The sequence below is a fragment of the Syntrophomonas curvata genome (assembly GCF_052976825.1).
This window is the reverse complement of the sequence record NZ_CM129641.1, coordinates 1,800,670-1,820,857: the sequence shown is the minus strand read 5'-3', so window position 1 is coordinate 1,820,857 and position 20,188 is coordinate 1,800,670. Positions and strand designations below refer to the sequence as shown.

The following is a 20,188-nucleotide window of genomic DNA, read 5'->3' as shown; positions in this document are numbered from 1 at the left end:
ATGGAAAGCATGGAAACTATGCTTAAGACTATATTTCGTCAACTGCAAAATCTGCATTACATAAAGCGACAGAGCAAAAAGCTCCTAATTATGACACGATTTTCCTCCGGGTTGGGTTATTATAACAGTAGCAGCCAAATATCGCGAGGAAAAAAGGTAATTAGCTTGATGAACGATCATATTGAGTCGAACCCAATCAAAGCACCTGGCCTAAAAACAGGAAAAGCACAGCCGGTATCGGGCGAAGGAGAACGAATACGGGTTATGGCAAAGGCCATGGAAAACTCGCCCCATCCCTTTTTGATCGGAGACAGCGATGGGCGGATTATTCATTTTAATCAGGCATTATGCCAGTTGACCGGATTTAGTGAAACTGAACTGCGCTCGATGAATTGGTATGCCGACCTGATCCCCATGGAACGGGGAGACCAGCCGGCGACAATGATAAAGCAGGCGGATAGAGGCGAAAAAGCCTGGCGGCGCTGTGAACGAGAATATTGTTGCCGCAACGGTTCCAGGGTACCGGGAGAAATATGCCTTTCCCCCTATCAGGACCAGGACGGGGTGGTTTCATATTATATATTTATAAATGATTTGAGTGATAAAAGCCTGGCCCTGCAGCGATTGCGTCAAAGTGAAATCGCCCTGCGCCAGATGTCTGAGCACATGTTGGATATGTACAAGAAAGTAGATGCCAATGGACTTATACAATATATGAGCCCCTCTCACAAGAATATTCTGGGCTATGACCCGGACAGCCTGTTGGGAACCCTGGTTTTCGACTTGGTGCACCCGGAAGACAGGGCCTGGATAGCCGCCCTGTTTTACGAGCATTTGCAAAAGCGTCTGCCGGCCCGGGCCGAGTATCGCTGCCGGCATGCCGAGGGGCATTACCTCTACCTGGAAACCATCGGCAACTGGCTTTGGGAAGGGGATGAGGTTACGGCCATGATAATGGTCAGCCGTGACGTCAGCGATCGCAAACAGGCCGAGCGGGCCCTGCTCCAGTCGGAAGATAAATTTTCCAAGGTTTTTTTGTACAACCCGGATATGATCAGCATCTGTAGCTTGAAAGAAGGCAGGTACATCGACGTGAACCCGGCTTATACGCTGCTCACCGGTTATGAAAGCGACGAGGTTATCGGGCGTACGGTGACGGACTTGGGAATCTGGGTGGATATCCCTGAAAGAGAACGCCTGATTCAGGTATTAAGAGAGCATGGGTGTGTACGCGGGGTTGAAGCCAAATTCAGAATAAAGTCCGGAGAAATAATTACCGGCCTCGTTTCCATGGCGATAATCGAAATGCAGGGACAGGAAAATCTGCTGATTATAGTAAAGAATATCACCGAACGCAAATGCTTTGAGGAAGCATTGCGTTTATCCGAAGAACGTTTTTTTAAAGCCTTTAACGCCAACCCCTTGCTGATGATCATCAGTTCTTTCGAAGATGGGCGGATCATTGACGTAAACCAGAGCTTTTGCCGGATTTCCGGCTATAGCCGGGATGAAGTGCTGGGGCGCAGCGCTCTGGAAATGGGCATATGGCAGGACCCGCGGGACAGGATGAGAATGAAGCAGACCATCAGCGAACAGGGATCGGCTATTGAACAGGAATGCCGCTTCGTCACCAAATCGGGAGAACTGTTTCTGGGGCTATATTCGGCAGAAAGGATCGAAATCAGGGGGGAAACCTGCCTGCTCAGCATAGTGACGGATTTAGGAGAACGCAGGCGAATAGAAAGGGAAATAACCCGCCTGGACCGTATGAATCTGGTAGGACAAATGGCTGCCAGCATCGGTCATGAAATCAGAAATCCGATGACTACGGTACGGGGTTTTCTGCAGTTGTTGATGGACAAGGCCGACTACGGCGCAGATCGGGAAATATTTGAATTGATGATAGGAGAAATGGACAGGGCCAATCTGATAATCAAAGAATACCTGTCTCTGGCCAAAGACAAGCTTATTCAGCCGGAACTCAGAAACATCAACGCCATAATATCCAATATGTATCCCCTATTCCAGGCTGACGCCATGGCCCAGGACAAAAATATTGACATCAGGTTGGAAAAGGTGCCCGATCTGCTTCTGGATGACAAAGAAATCCGTCAGCTAATGCTGAACCTGGTTCGGAACGGTCTGGAAGCCATGGAAGCGGGCGGAAACCTGACTATCAAGACCTTTTTCCATGACCAGTACGTTGTGCTGTCGATCCGGGACCAGGGGCAGGGCATGAGCGGCGTGGTACTGGAAAAGCTGGGCACTCCCTTCTTTACCACCAAGGAAGACGGAACTGGTCTGGGCCTGGCGGTTTGTTACGGCATAGCCAGGCGGCATGGAGCGGAAATTGAAATAGATACCAGCCCATCAGGCACCAGCTTCAACATCAAGTTTTTATTGCCCTGCATGACAACAGCAAATCAAATGGCTTTTTAGCGAGGTCTACCGGTTATCGTTAGGGCGCTGGGCGATAAAAAGGGGTTTTAAGAAAAATAAAATCTGACAAAGGAGTTGTTCCCTTATGTTTATGCGAACCGATGCCGATTTCTACTCGCAAAAAACCAGATGCGCCGCCTGGCTGTACCGGCCGGAAGGAGTGGATAACCCCCCCGTTATTATTATGGCGCATGGCTTTGCGGCTGAAAGGGCCTTCCGTCTGCCGGCATTTGCCGAATACTTCGCCGGTCACGGGCTGGCTGTGCTTTTGTTTGATTACCGTTGTTTCGGTGACAGCGACGGCACACCCCGCAATCTGGTGTCATGCCGCCGCCACTTGCAGGATTGGCAGGCTGCCATCGATCATGTCAGTGAACTGGAAGGGGTCGACAGGCAGCGTATTGCCCTATGGGGCAGTTCTTTCAGCGGAGGTCATGTTCTTGTTGCTGCGGCCAATAATCCGGAAATTTCCGCAGTGGTCTCCCAGGTTCCTTTTGTGGATGGAGTTTCTTCAACCATGAGCCGGGGGCCGGGTTTTATGTTGCGGGCCAGCGGGCATGGCTTAAGGGATTTTATCCGTTGCCTCTTCGGAAGGCCGCCGCACTATGTTCCGGTAGTGGGCGAGCCCGGCACTTTTGCCGTAATGAATACACCCGAATCAATGCCCGGCTATACGCGTATGAAGCCGCCGGGTTCAAACTGGCAAAACCGTTGCCCGGCCCGGATATTGCCTCTGTCCATGTTTTACCGGCCGATAACCAGGGCCGCCGGGGTGAAGTGTCCCGTGCTTCTGATCATGGCGGAACAGGACTCGCTGATTCCCCGCCGCAAGGTTGAACAAACGGCGTCCCGGCTGTCTTCGGCGGAATTGCTTAGATTAACCGGCGGCCACTTTGAGGTCTATTTTGACCAGTGCTTCGAATATGCGGTGGAGAAGGAACTTGCTTTTCTAACCGAGCACCTGGGGGCGCAATAGAAAAGACACTGTATCGAAGCTGCAGGCAGCAGTGTATGCGGAGAGGTCACGAGCGGCAAACCTAGCAAAAAACGTAATTTAAACCGCTCCCGGTTGTGCCCTGGTTGCAGGCCGGCTTATTGGGACAAGCGGCCAAAAGCTAATACCGAAATTATATGGCATTGTTTTTGACATGCTTGTCTGCTTGATATAACTGACCGAATGCAGTGCCAATCAATATCAAGAGCGCTCCCACTAATTGGATTGCCATTAATTTTTCGTTTAGGAGTACTGCGGAAAATAATAAAGCGGAAACCGGGTCAATATAGCTTAATAAGGCAATTGTCTGTCCGGAAAGTTCTTGCAGGGAAGAAAAGTATAAATAGCAAGCTATTCCGGTATGAAACAGTCCTACTGTTACCAGCAAAAACATGTCTGACCTGCTTATAAAACCCCCTATGCCTTCATGGGTAAGCAAAACATAGATCGTCATGACCAATGCCGCTATAACCAACTGAGATAATGTGCTTTCCAACCCGGATAAATTTCTAATAAATTTGTTTAGCATCATCAATGCGGCATATAGGAAGGCAGAAACGATTCCGCAGGTCAGGCCGAGAGCGGGGTTGGCGCCTCCGATTCCCATGCCGTTCACTATAACCATTCCCAGGACAGCAGCACCAATTCCTGCCGTCTTACCCAATGTCAGTTTCTCTTTCAATACTATTGGCGAGAGCAGAAGCACAACAATAGGCGCACAATAATATATCAGCGTAGCGGCACTGACCGTTGTGTATTGATATGCTTCAAATAAAAACGCCCAGCTACCGCCTAAAACAAAACCAGACGCTGCAAGTATAGGCAGATTTGGCAGTATGTTTTTTATATTAATCGGTTGCTGGCGTAGCAACAGGACTGCAAAAAGAAATAGACTACCGATTACGGTACGTATTAATACGATGACGGCACTGGGCAGGCTAATGGCTTTTATGAACAAACCGATACTGCCAAATATGAGCATCGCTATAATAAACATTAGTTGTGCTTTCCCTTTAACCATAGCTGTTCCTTCCCACATGAATCCATCAATTATATAAATTATTGGATGAAAGAACAAGGGGTGCTGGTAAAAAAATGTCGTTAATCAGTGATAATGTCATGGTATAACTCTTCAGGGAAAATGTCATCCCCCAGAAAAGATATAATGGGAGGATGAAATTAGAAATGAGCAAACAAGAAGCAAGAAAAATAACTATCATCGAAGAACTGTTGGCAGGCCGGTTTACAAATAAGCAGGCTGCAGAGCTTTTAGACCTCAGTGTAAGACAAGTACAGCGGATGAAAGCGGAGGCATCCGCAAATGGGGTTATAAGTATTTTGCATAAGAATAGAGGACGGAAACCGGCTAATGCATTGGATCCTGAAGTTGCTGAAAAAATCTGCCGAATTTATCAAACGGAGTTGTCCGGATATAATTTTTGTCATGCTACCGATGTGCTTGCTGAAGATAAAGATATTTTTGTTTCGGTAAGCACTGTCTCAAGGTATCTTAGGGCCAGTGGTATTCGCTCTCCAAAGGCCAAGCGCAGACCCAAGAAACATCGTTCCAGAAATGCCCGGGAGCGCGAGGGTGAAATGATTCAGATGGATGCTTCCAGCTTTGATTGGCTTGGCAATGGTTCCTACTTGCACCTGCACGGTGCGGTTGACGATGCCACTGGTCGTATCCTGGCTCTTCATTTCGAAAAGGAAGAAACCTTTGAAGGTTATTGTGAACTGATGTTTCAGATGAATCAGAATGGGCACCTGCCAAGAGAAATCTACACTGATGGCAGAACCGTTTTTGTTTATAACAGCAAAAAGAAAAAGGAATTAACCCTTGAAGAAGAATTGGCCGGCAAAGTGGAAAAGCAGACTAACTTTGCCAGAGCCCTTAAAGAACTCAACATCCTGTTAATCATTGCCCGGTCTGCTCAGGCTAAAGGTGGTATTGAAAGGCTCTGGGAGACTTTACAGGACCGTTTGGCGAAAGATATGCAGCGTAAAGGAATTTCTTCTATCGAACAGGCTAATGATTTCCTAAAGCATTATATTCCCTACTACAACCGTAAATTCGCCGTCCAGGCTGCCAGCCCGGAAAAGGCCTATTTGCCTAAGCAAGATATGTCTGCATTGCAGTTGATTTTTGCCAAGCATGTAACAAGAAAAATCGATTCAGGGCTTTCCTTTTCCTTTGAGAACCATAAATACCGTCTGCCTGCCAAGGTGGAAAATATAAAAGTCCCTGCATCCCCTCATGATACGATTACTGTAGCAACCAGTAAGCATATCGGAATGCAGGTCCTTTACAAAGGCCTCGTTATTAAACCCGAATTGCTCAAAACTCAGCCCAAGGAAAGTATAGTACAAATACCTCAGCAGGACAATTCCTTGAATAGCCTGCCGGCTCAGCCCAAAATCAAGCCAAAGAACAAATCACCTTGGTTCGCATATAGTGAAATCTTCTATTCTAAGAGCCGCAGCAGGGATGACATTTCTGCTGCTGAGTTATCTAGGTAAAGGGGTGACATTTTCCCTGACCATTGACAGGGGTGCTGGTAAAAAACCTTATATGAAGGCAGGTGAGGAACACACGGCAAAAAGACCGGGGCTCAATCAGAAGAAAAACCGTTACGTGAATCCGTGGCTCACTTTCCCAGCAGGCGCTGCAGTATGCGCTTAAATAGTGGCTTACGGATCGTAGTTTTTTGAACCTGTATGGTTTCTGGGATTATAGGTTTAGCAATTACCGGGGCTGGGCTGGTCTGCTCGACAGGATGCAGAGTATTGGCCTTTTTGGCCGGTTGATAATCCCTTTTTGCCTGGTTCGGACGATTTCTATGCTCGTTATGATGCTGCTGGGGCTTGGCGTGGGAATGTTTTCTTTGACTTCCTCCTGCATATGGAGGCGGATTTGGCACCCGCGGCTTGCTCGCCAGGGCATTCGCCTTTATCCATATATCAATTGCAGCACGGTTTTCGCTGAAAAAGGCCTCCGATGGGAATTCAGCTTCAGCAATCAGAGATCCGATGTGCTCTTCTATCTCATATAAGCTCATAATGTCTTCACCGGTAACCAAGGTAATAGCACGGCCTACGTTCCCGGCCCTGCCGGTACGTCCGATTCTATGTACGTAGCCGTCTTTCTCCAATGGTACGTCATAATTGATAACCAGGGCCAAGCCGTCTATTTGAATACCACGGGCTGCCACATCTGTAGCTACCAGCAAATGAAAGTCGCCCTGCTTGAATTGCTGTATGGTTCTCAGCCGTTTAGCCTGGGGAATATCGCCATGCAGCGCCTGGGATGCATACCCCTTTCGGTATAAAAAGCCCTGAACCTTATTGACTGTGCTTCGTTTGTTGCAGAAAATCAAACAGCTTTCCGGCCGTTCCATCATCAGCAGGCGGTTCAGCTTCATATTTTTTTCGTTATTTGCTACCCGGTAGTATAGTTGCTGGGTGGTATCCACTGTCTTGGTCGGTGATGCAATCTCAATCGTCTGGGGATGCTTCATATATTGCCGGCATACCTTATGGATTTCATCAGGTATGGTTGCGGAACAAAGGAGAGTCACTCTGTCTTGGGGCAGGTTACGGATAATTCGCACCACCTGGTCAAGAAAACCCATGTCCAGCATCCTGTCCGCTTCATCCAATACTAAAAAGCGTACGTATCTGGTATCCAGATTTTTGTGGCAGATATGATCATATACCCGGCCGGGTGTACCGGTCACAATAGAGGCGCCCTTATTCAGAGCCGAGATTTCGGCATTGATATTATGTTGCCCGAATACCGCCGTTGTCCTGTGCCGGAGGTGTTTTGCCATCTGTTTAAGATCATTGTCCACCTGGACGGCCAATTCGCGGGTTGGTGTGAGAATCAGACCCTGGGGACCAGGCGCCTGGGGATTTATCAGTTGCAGCATAGGAACGCCAAAAACTGCGGTCTTGCCGCTGCCGGTTTTAGACATTATGATTAAATCTTCCTGTTGCAAAATATGGGGAATTGCCCTGCTTTGAACCTCTGTAGGTGTCTCGAAGCCCATTTCTGCTATGGCCCTTAAAATGGGAGGGGAAATACCCAGATCACTAAATGTGCTTTTCATTATTATCTTCTTTCATTAATTGCAAGTATACCAATTATATCATTTTTTCAGATTAATTTGTACACGAGAGAAATTCCGGGAAGCTGCCGTAGCTTGAACAGGGGAATAAAGCGGTTGAGCCTGATAGCGCTTTGCCAGGCCGGATCAAAGCCCGCCGCTTTATGCACCCTCCGCATACTGTATAATTAAAAGGTGATTTTTATCCTGCTTTAAAGACAAAATGTAAGAATTTCTTAAGAAATGCATCCGGTTTTTTGTTAGAAGCCTGGCTTAAAGTATGCTCTAGGCTGAAGGGTTAACCGAATATTCAGACAGGAGGTGGTGGATATGGGAAAACAGCGGGTACTGGTGGCGGATGATGACCGTGAGATCGTCAATGCGATTGCCATAAACCTGCAAAATGAGGGATATGAGGCGGTTTGCGCTTATGATGGGCTGCAGGCTCTGGAGATTATCGGCAGCCAGGTGATCCATCTGATCATACTGGATGTTATGATGCCCCGGCTGGACGGTCTTTCTACTACCCTGAAAATCCGGGATGAAAAAAATATACCTATTATTATTTTATCGGCCAAATCCGAAGATACCGATAAAATACTGGGTTTGTCGATGGGGGCCGATGACTACGTTGCCAAGCCGTTCAATAATATGGAGCTTATGGCCCGGGTAAAATCACATTTGAGGCGCTATCTGACCCTGGGGGATTTTAACCTGCAGGCCAAACCGAACCTCTTGATAGCAGGCGGGCTGTGTTTCGACCCGGAAAGTCATACCCTGACCCTTGACGGCGAGCCGGTAAAGCTTACGGCGACGGAGACCAAGATCATTGAGCTTTTGATGCGCTCACCCGGGCGCATCTTTCCCGCCGAGGAGATTTATGAACGGGTTTGGGAAGAGACGGCCTACGGGGTGGAAAATACGGTTATGGTTCACATACGCCGCATCCGGGAAAAGATTGAGATTAACCCGAAAGAGCCGAAATACTTAAAGGTGGTATGGGGAATTGGATATAAAATTGAAAAAATCTAGACCTTTTGCGGCTTGGCTCTGTTTCTTCCTGGGGGTAAACCTGGCTATGCTGCTGATCTTTACCGGCCTGGCCGCGGTAATAGGCAACAGCGAGAATTTCGAGAATTTAAAAGCTCCTTATGTTGACTATCAGGATACGGTATTTTTCAAAGAGAAGACGGAAAACTATTTTAACAGCCTGTTCGGACTGGTAACCGACCCCGGCCAGGATGAAAGCCTTTTTGGAGAAACCGCAGATTCCCGGCTGGCCCGTGAAGGCAACAATCTTAAGTATTATGCGGCTGATATGAATACCGGCCGGAAGGTCCAAAATATCGGCGAGCTTTCTCTCTCTGACTCCGGCATGCCGAACTTGCCTGAAGGCTACCCATACGTCTGGTATTATGACGGGCAAAAGGTTCGGGTTTTTGAAGACGGCCAGCCGCTTGATATCTGGCGCCTGGACAGCGGTTACCAAAGTATAGTTCCCAGACTCAGGGGATTTCCGGAGTCACCATCCACCCGGATAGTCCTGGCGGTAAGGGAAACTTTGCAGCCCAACCCCTACAGCTATTCCTCCTACTATACCGAGAAACAATTCCTCCGCATTATGGGCTGGGTCTATGCGGTTCTGGGAGTGCTGAGCCTGGCATTTTTAGCCTACGCCATTATAAAACGCCGGGACAAGCGTGAATTTGACAAGCTTTTGGCCTCCTGGTCGGGTCGGCTCTGGCTGGAAATAAAGATATTGTTATCCGCTCCGGCCCTGGCTATAATGCTGTTTGGCCTCGGCGGTTCTTGCATTAACCGCTCTTTGAATTGGAGTTATGTCCCCCAAACGGTATTGACCATTACTGCCTTGAGCGGTGTTTTCCTCTTGGGATGCTGGTGGTTTTACCTTATGCTCCTTGACTTTAAAAATAACCGGAGCGGGTTTTTTTCCCGCAACTTAATAAATTACGTGATCCGACGGTATCAGCAATATGGAAGCAAGTATTCCTGGCAAAAGTCGATGATAAAAAGGGTTTACCTGCTGGTGGCAGCGGAAGCGGTTATGGCGCTTATGTCAGTATTCTTCCTGTTGATCGCTGTCAGCGGCGATGGAGGAGCATTTTTGATCGCCTTGCTGATAGCGGCAGCGGGCATCTATCTGATTTATCGCTATCTGCAACGCTATACCCGGACCATAAACGATTGGGGAAAGCTTACCGATCATATCGAGCAAATGAAAAACGGGGATATGGCTGCCCGGCTGGAACTTGAGCCGACTGATGACATGTACCGTACGGCTCAGAATCTAAATTCCATTCAGGAGGGAATGAGTACGGCGGTTGCTGAGAAGATGAAATCGGAGCGCATGAAAATTGAGCTGATTACCAATGTGTCTCACGACTTAAAGACTCCTCTGACCTCGATTATCAGCTATGTTGATTTACTGACCAAAGAGGAGGGGCTGCCCGGGCATGTCAACGATTATGTGAAAATCCTGGCCCAGAAATCGGAACGTCTGAAAAACCTGATCCAGGATTTGTTCGACCTGTCCAAGGCAAGCAGTGACAACATTTCTCTGGATATGGAGCAGATCGATTTAACCCGGCTGCTCAATCAGACCCTGGCGGACATGGAAGAGCAGATTGATGCCTCCGGTCTTACTTTCCGCACCAATATACCTGATGAACCTGTAAATATTCTGGGTGACGGCCAGAAGCTATACCGGGTTTGGGAAAACCTGATTACCAACACCTTGAAATATTCTCTGCCCGGTTCCCGGGTTTTCATTGATATTGCTGCAAATGATAAAGACGTGCGGGCAACCATAAAAAACACGGCCAATTATGAAATGAACTTCACTGCAGAAGAAATCCTGCAGCGCTTTGTCAGGGGCGATGAATCCCGCACTACGGAGGGGTCGGGGTTAGGATTGGCAATCGCCCGGAGTTTCACCCAGATTAGCGGAGGTCAGTTTCAGATCATGATTGATGGCGACTTGTTCAAGGTGGAGCTAAGCTTCCAAACCGTTTAAAACTGTCGTGGGAGAGCAAGGTACCGCCTTTGCGAAGACCTGATATAATTAATCTGCATAATTGAATAGTATTTATGCTATTATTATACTGCGTTGCAAAAATGAGTGGATTCAATCTAGAGAAGGTAACTCATCAATGAAAAAATATTTTCTCTATATAGTTCTCACCAGAACTAACACCGTAATTTCCAAAGCTATCCAATGGGTTAAGAAGGATGAGTATACTCATGCGGCTATTGCTTTGGATGAAGAACTCAATTATATGTACAGCTTTGGCAGAAAGTACAGCTATTTTCCGTTTATCGGCAGATTTAAACAGGAAAACTTCAATACCGGGCTGTATAAGTTCAATAAAGGTTTACCGGTTATGATAATGGAACTGGAAGTGTCGGGGCAGCAGTATGAGGATGCCAAACGTCTGCTGGACCAATTCATTGCCAATAGCCGGTTATATAAATATAACTACAAGGGATTGCTGCATTGTTTGTTCAATAAGTCGGCCAGTTGCGATCATAGATTCCTATGCTCCGAGTTTGTGTATTATATTCTGAAGGAAAGCGGTGTCATTGATCTTGAAATTCCTGGAAATCTGGTTAGACCGCAAAGCTTGCTGAAATTGGAGAGCAGAATAGTCTATAAAGGAACTATCAGGAATCTGCATTATCAGAAAAGGCATGCTCCTTACGGTTTGGAGGATGACTATGACAATACCGGTTAAAGGCTTTAGCTTTTGCCAGCTATAAAATGGCTGCAATGATTTCAATGATTTAATAATGGTGCAAATCCAATATGAACTAGGGAGGGGCTGATTTCCTCCCTTTTATTTTGACCTTATGCTAAAGGGAAGGAAAGCGGACGTAAATGAATACGTACTTATCTAAAGAAGCTTAAAAAACGATGCAGAATTATTAAGGCTGGTTTTGGAGAAAAGTCTACAGCTAAAAAGGAGGCAGCATGAGTCCGAGATTAAAAAAGCAAGTGCTATGTCTAACGGTGGTCCTGATGCTGGCACTGATGTCCGGCTGCCAGGGAACCGCCGGGACCCCAAACAACAACCCCGAACCTCAACCGCCCGTTGACCGGGATAAGAATGGTCCCCCAACCGGCGACCATAATAACCCGGATGGGGAGAATGACGGAAAGGGCCGGGAAAGCGAAAGCGCAAGGCTGCTGCAGCAGATAAGGCAATTGGCTGCAGCGGGAAAGGTCCCCGGTTGTGATTACGCGGTTAAAACCAACTGTATTGAAGATGTGGAACAGGAGTGGGGCAAACCCGTCCAAACCGACTATGTTGCTGAAGCCAAGGGCAGTTTTGCCAGTTATCCCAATCACGATGTAGTATTTGGTTTTAATAAAGGGGCCCAGATTTTTGACATCAGATCCTACGATAAACAATTGAAGGCCATCCGGCTGTCTGATTTGAAGAAGCTCTATGGAAAACCGGATTTGTCCCGCAGCTATAAGGGAGAGGACATTATTGGCTATGTAGTCAGTGAGGAATTCAAGATCAGATTTGTTTTTCCTGCCGCCAATAAGCAGAATCCCGACCCGCAACTGGATCACATTTCGGTGTTCTATCCCCGCGGTACGGTCAATGAAATGGCGGATGATCCGGGTGTGGAATGGTAGACTATATCGGACATGCCCTGGGTGTACGCCTTTAGTATGGAGGGCTGGCCGGATGATCAAGTTGCGGGAAACTGGAAGCGCCGGCTGCCGCTGCAGAGGTTATGAGCCCTTAGCTGTTTAGAAGTGACCGGTCAAGTAAGCTTTACGGGCAAGATAAAGGCATGGGGATTATCCTCATGCCTTTTTTACAAGGGTAAATGGTTAACCACAAAAATCAGGTAAAAAACAAATGTTGACCGGATAAATATAACTACGGGGTTATTCTGACAATTTTGCCTGCCCCCGCTTGAGCTGGCCATGATTCCAGAACAATGCCCGGATAAGATATCCATATCTGTAGTTCGTCCCCTGCTTTCAGGTCGCTTTCCGCCAGCAGCTTGTTCTTTGCGTCGGTAATTATGGTCGCCGGTGTTACAGCAAAATAAAACTTGCCCGGTTGGTTCGAATAACCGCCTAAAATGCCTTCTGCCAGTATGGAACCGGGATCGCTGCTGATAATTGTGGCTGTCCCGAAAGGCTTTAGGAAATATTCTACTGTATCCATTCTGCTTCCGTCTTTGGGGCTGGTCGTAAAGACTCTTATTGCTTCAGCCTCGCTTAAATCAGCGTCAACCGAGAAAGTGAAATCACCCCACTGCGGGGCTCCGGCGGAGGCGGTGGCAAAACCGTCAAACAATACCCGGTTGTTGTTATCGATCACTTCATAATTCAAAGTCGCTTCCCATACCCTGGCTTTTCCGGCAACAGTCAAACGCTGGGGTGACCATATAAAATTGTTTATCTTAATATTGGCAGCGCCGGGCTCAACTGACCGGTCAATTTCCACCGATATTTTTCTTTCGGCCGGTAACCAGTTGACCTCAGCGTTAAGGGATTCTCCTATGAACCTTAGAGGCACCAAGGTACGGTTCCCAATAATGCGGGCTGGTGCTTCCAGTTCCGCTTTTTGCCCATTGACATAGGCTTCCGGTTCACCGATGGTAAGCTTGATATGGCAATCATTTTTACTGACTATTACCTGGTTTTGCTGTTCCAGCCACTCAACCTCCGCCCCCAGGCTCTCGGCCAGAGCCCGAAGCGGTACCATGGTTCTGTCCTTTTCGATCACTGGCGCCACATCATATTCGATTTTTTCCCCATTGACCAATATAGTTAGGTCTGACCCCCCGGCTGCCTGCGCTTGTTCGGGTGACGGCCGGTCAGTCGGCAATGCTCCCAAGGTTGCGCCGGCCAGGGCAAAGGTTAAGCAAAGGGCCAGGATAAGGATTTTGACGGGCTTGATTTTTTTCATGAACATGACCTCCTTCATTTCTTGAATTAACACTATTACGCCTGTAACCGATTTTTCTTGCTTGCCGCCGCAGGACGAGGGAGCATGTTTGGCCTTATATCTTTCGTTCGGCTTAAGCAGGAATAATGATGTTTTTATAGAATATAACTGAGTAACCTAGTTGACGGGGGGTCTGCGTTTGAGAAAAGATTTTCGGATTCCCAAGGCGATATTGAGGTTACGCAATTTAGTCGATAAACAAGCCGATGTCTTATTCACCCTGGACGCTAGCGGTAAATTTACTTATGCTAATAAATGTTGCTGCCAGGTTTTCGGCTGTACCGCCGCCGAGCTCAAGCAGATGAGTATTTATGACCTGCTGCATATCAGAAGCCAAAAAACCTTTCAGCATAATCTGGCCAGGCACTTTGCCGGAGAGATGATCCTGCCTTATGAAATCAGCGTCGTCAGCCGTGACGGTGAAGTAATCCCTCTGGAGTTTAACGCAGCCAAAACCGAATATACCGATGGCTATCAGGAAATTATTGTTACCGCCCGTGATATAAGCGAGAAAATAAAAGTGCGCAACCAGCTTCGCTACATCAGTGAGCATGATGTTCTGAGCGGTTTATATAACCGCGGCTTTTTTGAACGGGAAATCATGCGCGTGGATTCGGAAGGAATAGTTCCGGTTGGCGTTATCATATGTGATGTGAACGGTTTGAAGCTTATTAACGATACCCTGGGACATGCTCAGGGCGACCGCCTGATCCAATACCTGGGTTTAGTCTTAAAAGCAGTTTCAAACCCCAACTGTACGGCAGCCAGAATCGGCGGAGACGAATTTGCCCTCATCATGCCGGGGGCAGACGAAGGCCTGGTTGAATCCAATAAAAAAACCATCAGGAACATGATTGCCCAAATCAATAAAAACGAAGAGGGATTGTATCTCAGCGTAGCCGTAGGAAGCTACATTCGCTATTCAGGCGAGCAGCCTATGGACATTGCGATTCGCAATGCCGATAACGCTATGTACCGAACCAAGCTTTTCGAGCAGATGAGCGCCCGCCACAACATCCTGCGCACACTTGAATCAACCTTAAGTGTAAGGGATCATATGACTGAAGAACATGCCGAGCGCATGAAGGAGATGGCTATAGGGTTTGGAAGGTTGATAGATGTAGGCGCCGATGATTTGGAAGTATTGGCTTTGCTGGCGGTTACGCATGATATTGGGAAAATCGGGGTCCCCGACGAGGTTCTGTTCAAGCGCGGACCTTTGGATGATTATGAATGGGAAGTCATGCGCAGTCACAGCGAAATCGGTTATCGCATCGCCCTGGAATCAAAAGTACTTGCCAGTGTTGCCGATTATATACTGCACCACCATGAACACTGGGACGGTAACGGCTATCCCCTGCAGCTGAAGGGCAATGATATTCCCCTGGTATGCAGAATACTGGCCATCGTTGACGCCTACGACGCCATGATTAATGATCGCCCGTATCGCCATGCCTTATCGCCGGATCAAGCTGTGCGGGAATTGATTAACGACCGGGGAAAGAGATTCCAGCCGCTATTGGTAGACAAATTTATCATGTACCTGGAGTTGATGCAGGGCCTGGACATAAGCGGCGGAAAAATAATGTAGAGCAAAAGTATAACCAGGGAAGAACAAGGTAATATTACAATAGTGAACTTAGGGAGCAGGATAAATAACTATTGATTATATTATAATTTGTTGTTATTATCCTACTATGCTGGAATGCTGACATGGGGTATACGTATATATAAGGAGGATTCGAAAAAATGGCAAATGATGCCCGGGTTATGGTGGAAATTTTACAGGGTACGCATGCTCCCACCGGCGGCGGTTGAAGCGGGTGTGCTTCGGCGGGTAGTTGTGGATCAACTACAGATTACGCAGACCTGAGTGAAAAGCTGGCGGATGAGCTTAAGGCTGATTATGGAGATAAGGTTGCGGTAAAATACATTGACATTGATAAGACCGGCCTTAAAGACTATCCCGTTGTAAACCAGGTTCTGCAAATGGGCTATCCTTATCCCATCACCCTTATCAATGGAGAGCCCAAGTTTGCCGGGGGGATTATGACGCCTGAAATCAAGACTGTTATCGACGAACTTCTGAAATAGGGAAGTTTAAATAGGGTATAAGAGAGGAGGGCTTAGGCTCTCCTCTTTCTATACTTAAAGGAAAAAAGATATAATATATACACCATACACCAAGGGAGGCGGAGCGATGCAAGCAGACTGCGATGACTGCAACCAATATTTCATCATCACCTACGGCTGTCAAATGAATGTCCGGGACTCGGAAATTATCGCCGGTTTACTTGAAGGTATGGGTTATACGGCTGCGCAATCATTGGATGATGCTGGTATAATAGTATTCAACACCTGCAGTGTACGTCACTCGGCCGAGAACAAAGTCTACGGCAAACTGGGCGAGGTATTGGCAGTGAAGCGGAAACGGCCGGAAACCCTGGTCGCTTTCGGGGGCTGCATGGCACAACTGCCGGAGGTGCGGCAGAAGCTTAAGAAATCCGGGGTGGACGTGGTTTTCGGAACCCATAATATACACGAACTGCCTTACCTGGTGGAACAGGCCCGGAATGGCCGCAAGGAAGTTATTCAGGTATGGGAGCAGGAAGGAGTGGTGGTGGAACCCCTTCCGTCACAGCGTCATTCCGGCTTGAGTGCCTTTGTCAATATTATGTACGGCTGCAATAATTTCTGCACCTATTGCATAGTTCCTTATACCCGGGGCCGGGAACGGAGCCGGAGACCGGAGGATATCATAGAGGAGATCAAGGAAATAGCAGACCAGGGCTACCGGGAAGTAACCCTGCTGGGCCAGAATGTTAACTCCTACGGAAAAGGCCTGGAACAGGAGGTCGATTTTGCCGACCTGCTGGAAATGACTTCGGCTGTGGCCGGTATTGAACGGATACGTTTTACCACCTCTCACCCCAAGGATATGTCAGACAAGCTTATTGACAGTATAGCGGGAACAGCCAAAGTTTGCGAGCACGTGCACGTGCCGCTGCAGGCTGGCAGCAATGATGTCCTGCGTCGCATGAATCGGCGCTACACCAGGGAACGTTATCTGGAACTGACTTCGAAAATCCGCCGGCGCATACCCGGGGCAGCAATCACCAGCGACTTGATCGTAGGCTTTCCGGGTGAAAGCGAGAGGGATTTTCTGGATACCCTGGATATGGTGGAAAGAGTACGTTTTGAGGCGGCCTTTACCTTTATGTACTCGGTGCGCAGCGGTACCCGGGCGGCGGATTTACCTGACCAGGTAAGCCAGGATATAAAAAAGGAGCGGCTGCAGCGTTTGAATGCAGTCCAGTATCAGATCGCCCGGGAGATAAACCAGACCATGGAGGGGACTATTAAGGAGGTGCTGGTGGAGGGGCCAAGCAAAACCAATCCGGATAAACTTGCTTCCCGTACCAGAAGTAATCATATCGTTATATTTTCTGGTTCAAAAGGCTTAATCGGGCAGTTAATAAATGTTAGAATAACAGAAGCAAAAACTTTCTCTTTATTAGGGGAAACGGTTTAAAAACAAGGCAGGGGGATATTGATTTGAATACTGAAGAAATAATTAAAATTGCCTTTGAGTTAGGGAATGCCATTGCCCAATCCGCAGAAATGATTAATCTGAAGAATCAACAGGCGGGATTGATGGGCAAAAAGGAAGCCTATGAGCTAATCATGCGTTACCAGGAGGCCAAGACCCAGATAGATCACAAGTTGATGGATGGTCTCATGGTAACCCAGCAGGAAGAGAACCACCTGGATATAATGGAGCAACAAATCAGCAGCCATCCCGACATTCAAAACCTGCTGGCGGCCCAGGAGCAACTGGAGAATCTGATGCAGGCCGTATACTTTGCTATAAACCAGGCCGTAAGCGGTGATTGCTCATCCGGCTGTGATTCCTGCGGAGGACATTGCCAGATGTAAACGACACGGTAAAATATATGCTCTTTGGGAAGGCTTGCGATGACAAGTCTTTCTTTTTAGCCGGTGCAATTACTAGGAAGACTAGGGGGAGTTGCGGTCTTGTCTCAATATACGCCTATGATACAACAATATCTGGATGTTAAGCGGCAGCACCAGGATGCTATTCTTTTCTTTCGCCTGGGCGACTTCTACGAAATGTTTTTCCAGGACGCCGAGCTGGCCTCCCGTGAGCTGGACATAGTATTGACCGCCCGTGATGGGGGAAACGAGAAAGTACCGATGTGCGGTATACCTTATCATGCGGTGAACAACTACCTCTCCCGTCTGATTAACCGGGGCTACAAAGTAGCCATCTGTGAACAGGTGGAAGATCCGCGGGATGCCAAAGGAATTGTGAAAAGGGAAGTCATTCGCATCGTAACCCCGGGTACGGTCATAGAAGATACCATGCTGGAAGAAAATAAAAACAATTATCTGGCGGCTATCGTAGAAGAGAGAGAACTGACCGGGTTTGCCTATATCGACATCTCCACCGGGGAATTCAAAGTCTGCGAGATCAGCCAGCCGGGAGTTGCCAACCGTTTGGAGAATGAGCTGCAGCGCCTGGCTCCGGCCGAATGTCTGCTGGCCGAGTATGACAGCTTTACCCGGGAATACCTGGACAACCCCAACGGAAGCAATATGGCGATAAGCGCTATTAATGAAAAGGCCCTGCGGCTGGACAGCGCCCTGGAGATACTTTTGGAGCATTTCCAGGCAAGCTCGCTGCAGGGGTTTGGCCTAACCGGCTATTCCGCCGGCATCAAAGCCGCCGCCGCCATAATAGTTTTTCTCCGGGATACCCAGAAGGGAGTGCTTAAACATATTCGTACCCTGGGGGTATACAGTAACGACAATTATATGGAAATGGATCATACCACCCGGCGCAATCTGGAACTGAGCGCTACTATGCGGGAAGGGCGCCGGGAAGGGTCGTTGCTCGGGGTGTTGGACCGGTGCCATACGGCCATGGGCAAGAGGAGTTTAAAAAAATGGCTGGAACAGCCTTTGAAAAACATAGATGAAATCAATGCGCGGCTGGATGCGGTACAGGAACTTAGGGACAATCTGGCCCTAAGGGGCGAATTAAAGGAGGTCTTAGCGGGAATATATGATATGGAAAGGCTGGCTGCCAGAATCGGTGGCGGAATTGCCAGTCCCCGTGATTTGCTGGCCCTGAAATACTCCATTAAAGCGCTTAACCAAATCAAGGACCTGGATTTATCCGGTTCGGCACTCCTGGTCCAAATCGCCGCACTGGATTATCTCAGCGATATTTACACCATTATTGAGCAGTCTATTGACGAAGAAGCGTCGGCGGCAATAAGGGAAGGCAACATAATTAAAAAAGGTTTCCGTCAGGAAATAGATGAATTGAAGCAATTATCCCGGGACGGTTCCCAATGGTTAATAGACTTCGAAAGCAGGGAAAAGCAGAGGACAGGGATAAAATATTTAAAGGTGGGCTACAACAAGGTTTTCGGTTATTACATAGAAATCACCCGGCCTAACCTGCACCTGGTTCCACCCGAGTATGTGCGCAAGCAGACCCTGGTCAATACCGAAAGGTTCATCAGCGACGATTTAAAGCAGTACGAGGAAAAGATACTGGGGGCCCGGGAGAGGCTGTTTGCTTTGGAACAGCAGGTTTTCATCGAGATACGGGACAGGCTGAGCCAGCACCTGGAAAGAATCCAGCAAAGCGCCGCAGCTATTGCGGGGCTTGATGTACTGGTATCGCTGGCCGAAGTGGCCTATCTTAACAACTACCAGCGCCCCCTGGTGGATGACAGCAGGGTAATTGAAATCAAAGCGGGACGGCATCCGGTGGTGGAAAAAAGCCTTAAGGATACCCGCTTTATACCCAACGATCTGAAGCTGAACGGCAGTGATAAACGTTTTGCCATCATTACCGGGCCCAACATGGGGGGCAAAAGCACCTATATGCGGCAGGCGGCCCTGTTGGTTATCATGGCCCAGATGGGTTCCTTCGTACCTGCCGACCATGCCCATATCGGTATAGCGGACAAGGTCTTCACCCGGGTAGGGGCTTCTGATGATCTGGCTGCGGGGCACAGCACCTTTATGGTGGAAATGGTGGAAGTGGCTAATATTTTAAACAATGCCGGCGCCAACAGCCTCGTTGTCCTGGATGAGATTGGCCGTGGCACCAGCACCTATGACGGGCTCAGCATTGCCCGGGCGGTAAGTGAGTTTATCCATGAGAAAATTGGTGCCCGAACCCTCTTCGCCACTCATTATCATGAGTTGACTACGTTAAGCGACGAGTTTGAAGGCATCTTCAACCTTTCCGTTTCCGTTATGGAAAGCGGTGAAAGGGTGGTATTCTTAAAAAAGGTGCTTCCGGGCAAGGCCGACCGCAGTTACGGAGTACATGTGGCAGCATTGGCCGGGGTTCCCGAGGCGGTCATAAAAAGAGCGCAAGTAGTTTTAGCCGGTCTGGAAAGGACACCGCCGGGCAAGCCGGAATCCATGGTGCAGCTGCAGTTGTTTGAAGAGGAAAACCCGCTGCAGGCGGAGCTGCAGCAACTGGATTTGGACAGCTTAAGCCCGCGGGAAGCCTTGGCATTACTTTACCGCTGGAAAGCCCGTGTAGTTTAAGGATTCAAGGATATGGGCTTTTTGCTCACTTTGACTCATTACTTTGGAGGTGAGGAAGC

General features: G+C 48.2%; 14 protein-coding genes. 11 read left to right on the top strand and 3 right to left on the bottom strand.

The features are described 5' to 3' along the window. Positions 1-264: 264 nt before the first annotated feature. Both ACU70B_RS08060 and ACU70B_RS08055 read left to right on the top strand, forming a co-directional pair. The gene (locus ACU70B_RS08060; RefSeq protein WP_447183056.1) at positions 265-2,439 is read left to right on the top strand and encodes a PAS domain-containing protein; all 2,175 of its coding nucleotides are present in this window, start codon (positions 265-267) and stop codon (positions 2,437-2,439) included. A gap of 85 nt (positions 2,440-2,524) precedes the next feature. Then, the gene (locus ACU70B_RS08055) at positions 2,525-3,415 is read left to right on the top strand and encodes an alpha/beta hydrolase (RefSeq protein WP_447183055.1); all 891 of its coding nucleotides are present in this window, start codon (positions 2,525-2,527) and stop codon (positions 3,413-3,415) included. A gap of 151 nt (positions 3,416-3,566) precedes the next feature. On the opposite strand, the gene ACU70B_RS08050 is transcribed toward ACU70B_RS08055, so the two are convergent. Further along, the gene (locus ACU70B_RS08050; protein WP_447183054.1) at positions 3,567-4,454 is read right to left on the bottom strand and encodes a DMT family transporter; all 888 of its coding nucleotides are present in this window, start codon (positions 4,452-4,454) and stop codon (positions 3,567-3,569) included. Positions 4,455-4,618: 164 nt separating this feature from the next. Between ACU70B_RS08050 and ACU70B_RS08045 the strand changes: the two genes are divergently transcribed. After that, positions 4,619-5,953 (top strand): ISNCY family transposase, encoded by a 1,335-nt coding sequence (locus ACU70B_RS08045; RefSeq protein ID WP_447183053.1) that lies wholly within the window; start codon positions 4,619-4,621, stop codon positions 5,951-5,953. A gap of 128 nt (positions 5,954-6,081) precedes the next feature. Here the strand turns inward: ACU70B_RS08045 and ACU70B_RS08040 are convergent, their stop codons facing one another. Then, complete coding sequence (locus ACU70B_RS08040) at positions 6,082-7,542, bottom strand: DEAD/DEAH box helicase (protein ID WP_447183052.1); 1,461 nt, start codon at positions 7,540-7,542, stop codon at positions 6,082-6,084. Positions 7,543-7,869: 327 nt separating this feature from the next. Here ACU70B_RS08040 and ACU70B_RS08035 point away from each other — a divergent pair, with 327 nt between their 5' ends. The 4 genes from ACU70B_RS08035 to ACU70B_RS08020 all read left to right on the top strand — a co-directional run bounded on the left by ACU70B_RS08035 (position 7,870) and on the right by ACU70B_RS08020 (position 12,202). After that, entirely contained in the window at positions 7,870-8,571 is a 702-nt protein-coding gene (locus ACU70B_RS08035; protein WP_447183051.1) for a response regulator transcription factor, read from the top strand. Beyond that, positions 8,546-10,573, top strand: coding sequence for a sensor histidine kinase (locus ACU70B_RS08030; protein WP_447183050.1), 2,028 nt, complete (start codon positions 8,546-8,548; stop codon positions 10,571-10,573). Before ACU70B_RS08035 ends, ACU70B_RS08030 begins: the two co-directional genes overlap by 26 nt. Positions 10,574-10,709: 136 nt before the next feature. Then, on the top strand, positions 10,710-11,291 hold the full coding sequence (locus ACU70B_RS08025) for a hypothetical protein (RefSeq protein WP_447183049.1): 582 nt from the start codon (positions 10,710-10,712) through the stop codon (positions 11,289-11,291). 236 nt (positions 11,292-11,527) lie between these two features. Continuing rightward, positions 11,528-12,202, top strand: coding sequence for a YjgB family protein (locus tag ACU70B_RS08020; protein ID WP_447183048.1), 675 nt, complete (start codon positions 11,528-11,530; stop codon positions 12,200-12,202). A gap of 250 nt (positions 12,203-12,452) precedes the next feature. On the opposite strand, the gene ACU70B_RS08015 is transcribed toward ACU70B_RS08020, so the two are convergent. Next, positions 12,453-13,493 carry a stalk domain-containing protein gene (locus ACU70B_RS08015; RefSeq protein ID WP_447183047.1) on the bottom strand — a complete coding sequence of 347 codons (1,041 nt, stop codon included), beginning with the start codon at positions 13,491-13,493 and terminating at the stop codon, positions 12,453-12,455. A gap of 178 nt (positions 13,494-13,671) precedes the next feature. Between ACU70B_RS08015 and ACU70B_RS08010 the strand changes: the two genes are divergently transcribed. From ACU70B_RS08010 to mutS, 4 genes are all read left to right on the top strand, one after another. Continuing rightward, complete coding sequence (locus ACU70B_RS08010) at positions 13,672-15,123, top strand: sensor domain-containing diguanylate cyclase/phosphohydrolase (RefSeq protein WP_447183046.1); 1,452 nt, start codon at positions 13,672-13,674, stop codon at positions 15,121-15,123. Positions 15,124-15,732: 609 nt separating this feature from the next. Beyond that, positions 15,733-17,064 carry a tRNA (N6-isopentenyl adenosine(37)-C2)-methylthiotransferase MiaB gene (gene miaB, locus ACU70B_RS08005; protein ID WP_447183045.1) on the top strand — a complete coding sequence of 444 codons (1,332 nt, stop codon included), beginning with the start codon at positions 15,733-15,735 and terminating at the stop codon, positions 17,062-17,064. A 23-nt stretch (positions 17,065-17,087) separates the two neighbouring features. Next, the gene (locus ACU70B_RS08000) at positions 17,088-17,468 is read left to right on the top strand and encodes a YlbF/YmcA family competence regulator (RefSeq protein WP_447183044.1); all 381 of its coding nucleotides are present in this window, start codon (positions 17,088-17,090) and stop codon (positions 17,466-17,468) included. Positions 17,469-17,567: 99 nt separating this feature from the next. Then, complete coding sequence (gene mutS, locus ACU70B_RS07995) at positions 17,568-20,129, top strand: DNA mismatch repair protein MutS (RefSeq protein ID WP_447183043.1); 2,562 nt, start codon at positions 17,568-17,570, stop codon at positions 20,127-20,129. The last annotated feature ends 59 nt before the right edge of the window (positions 20,130-20,188 follow it).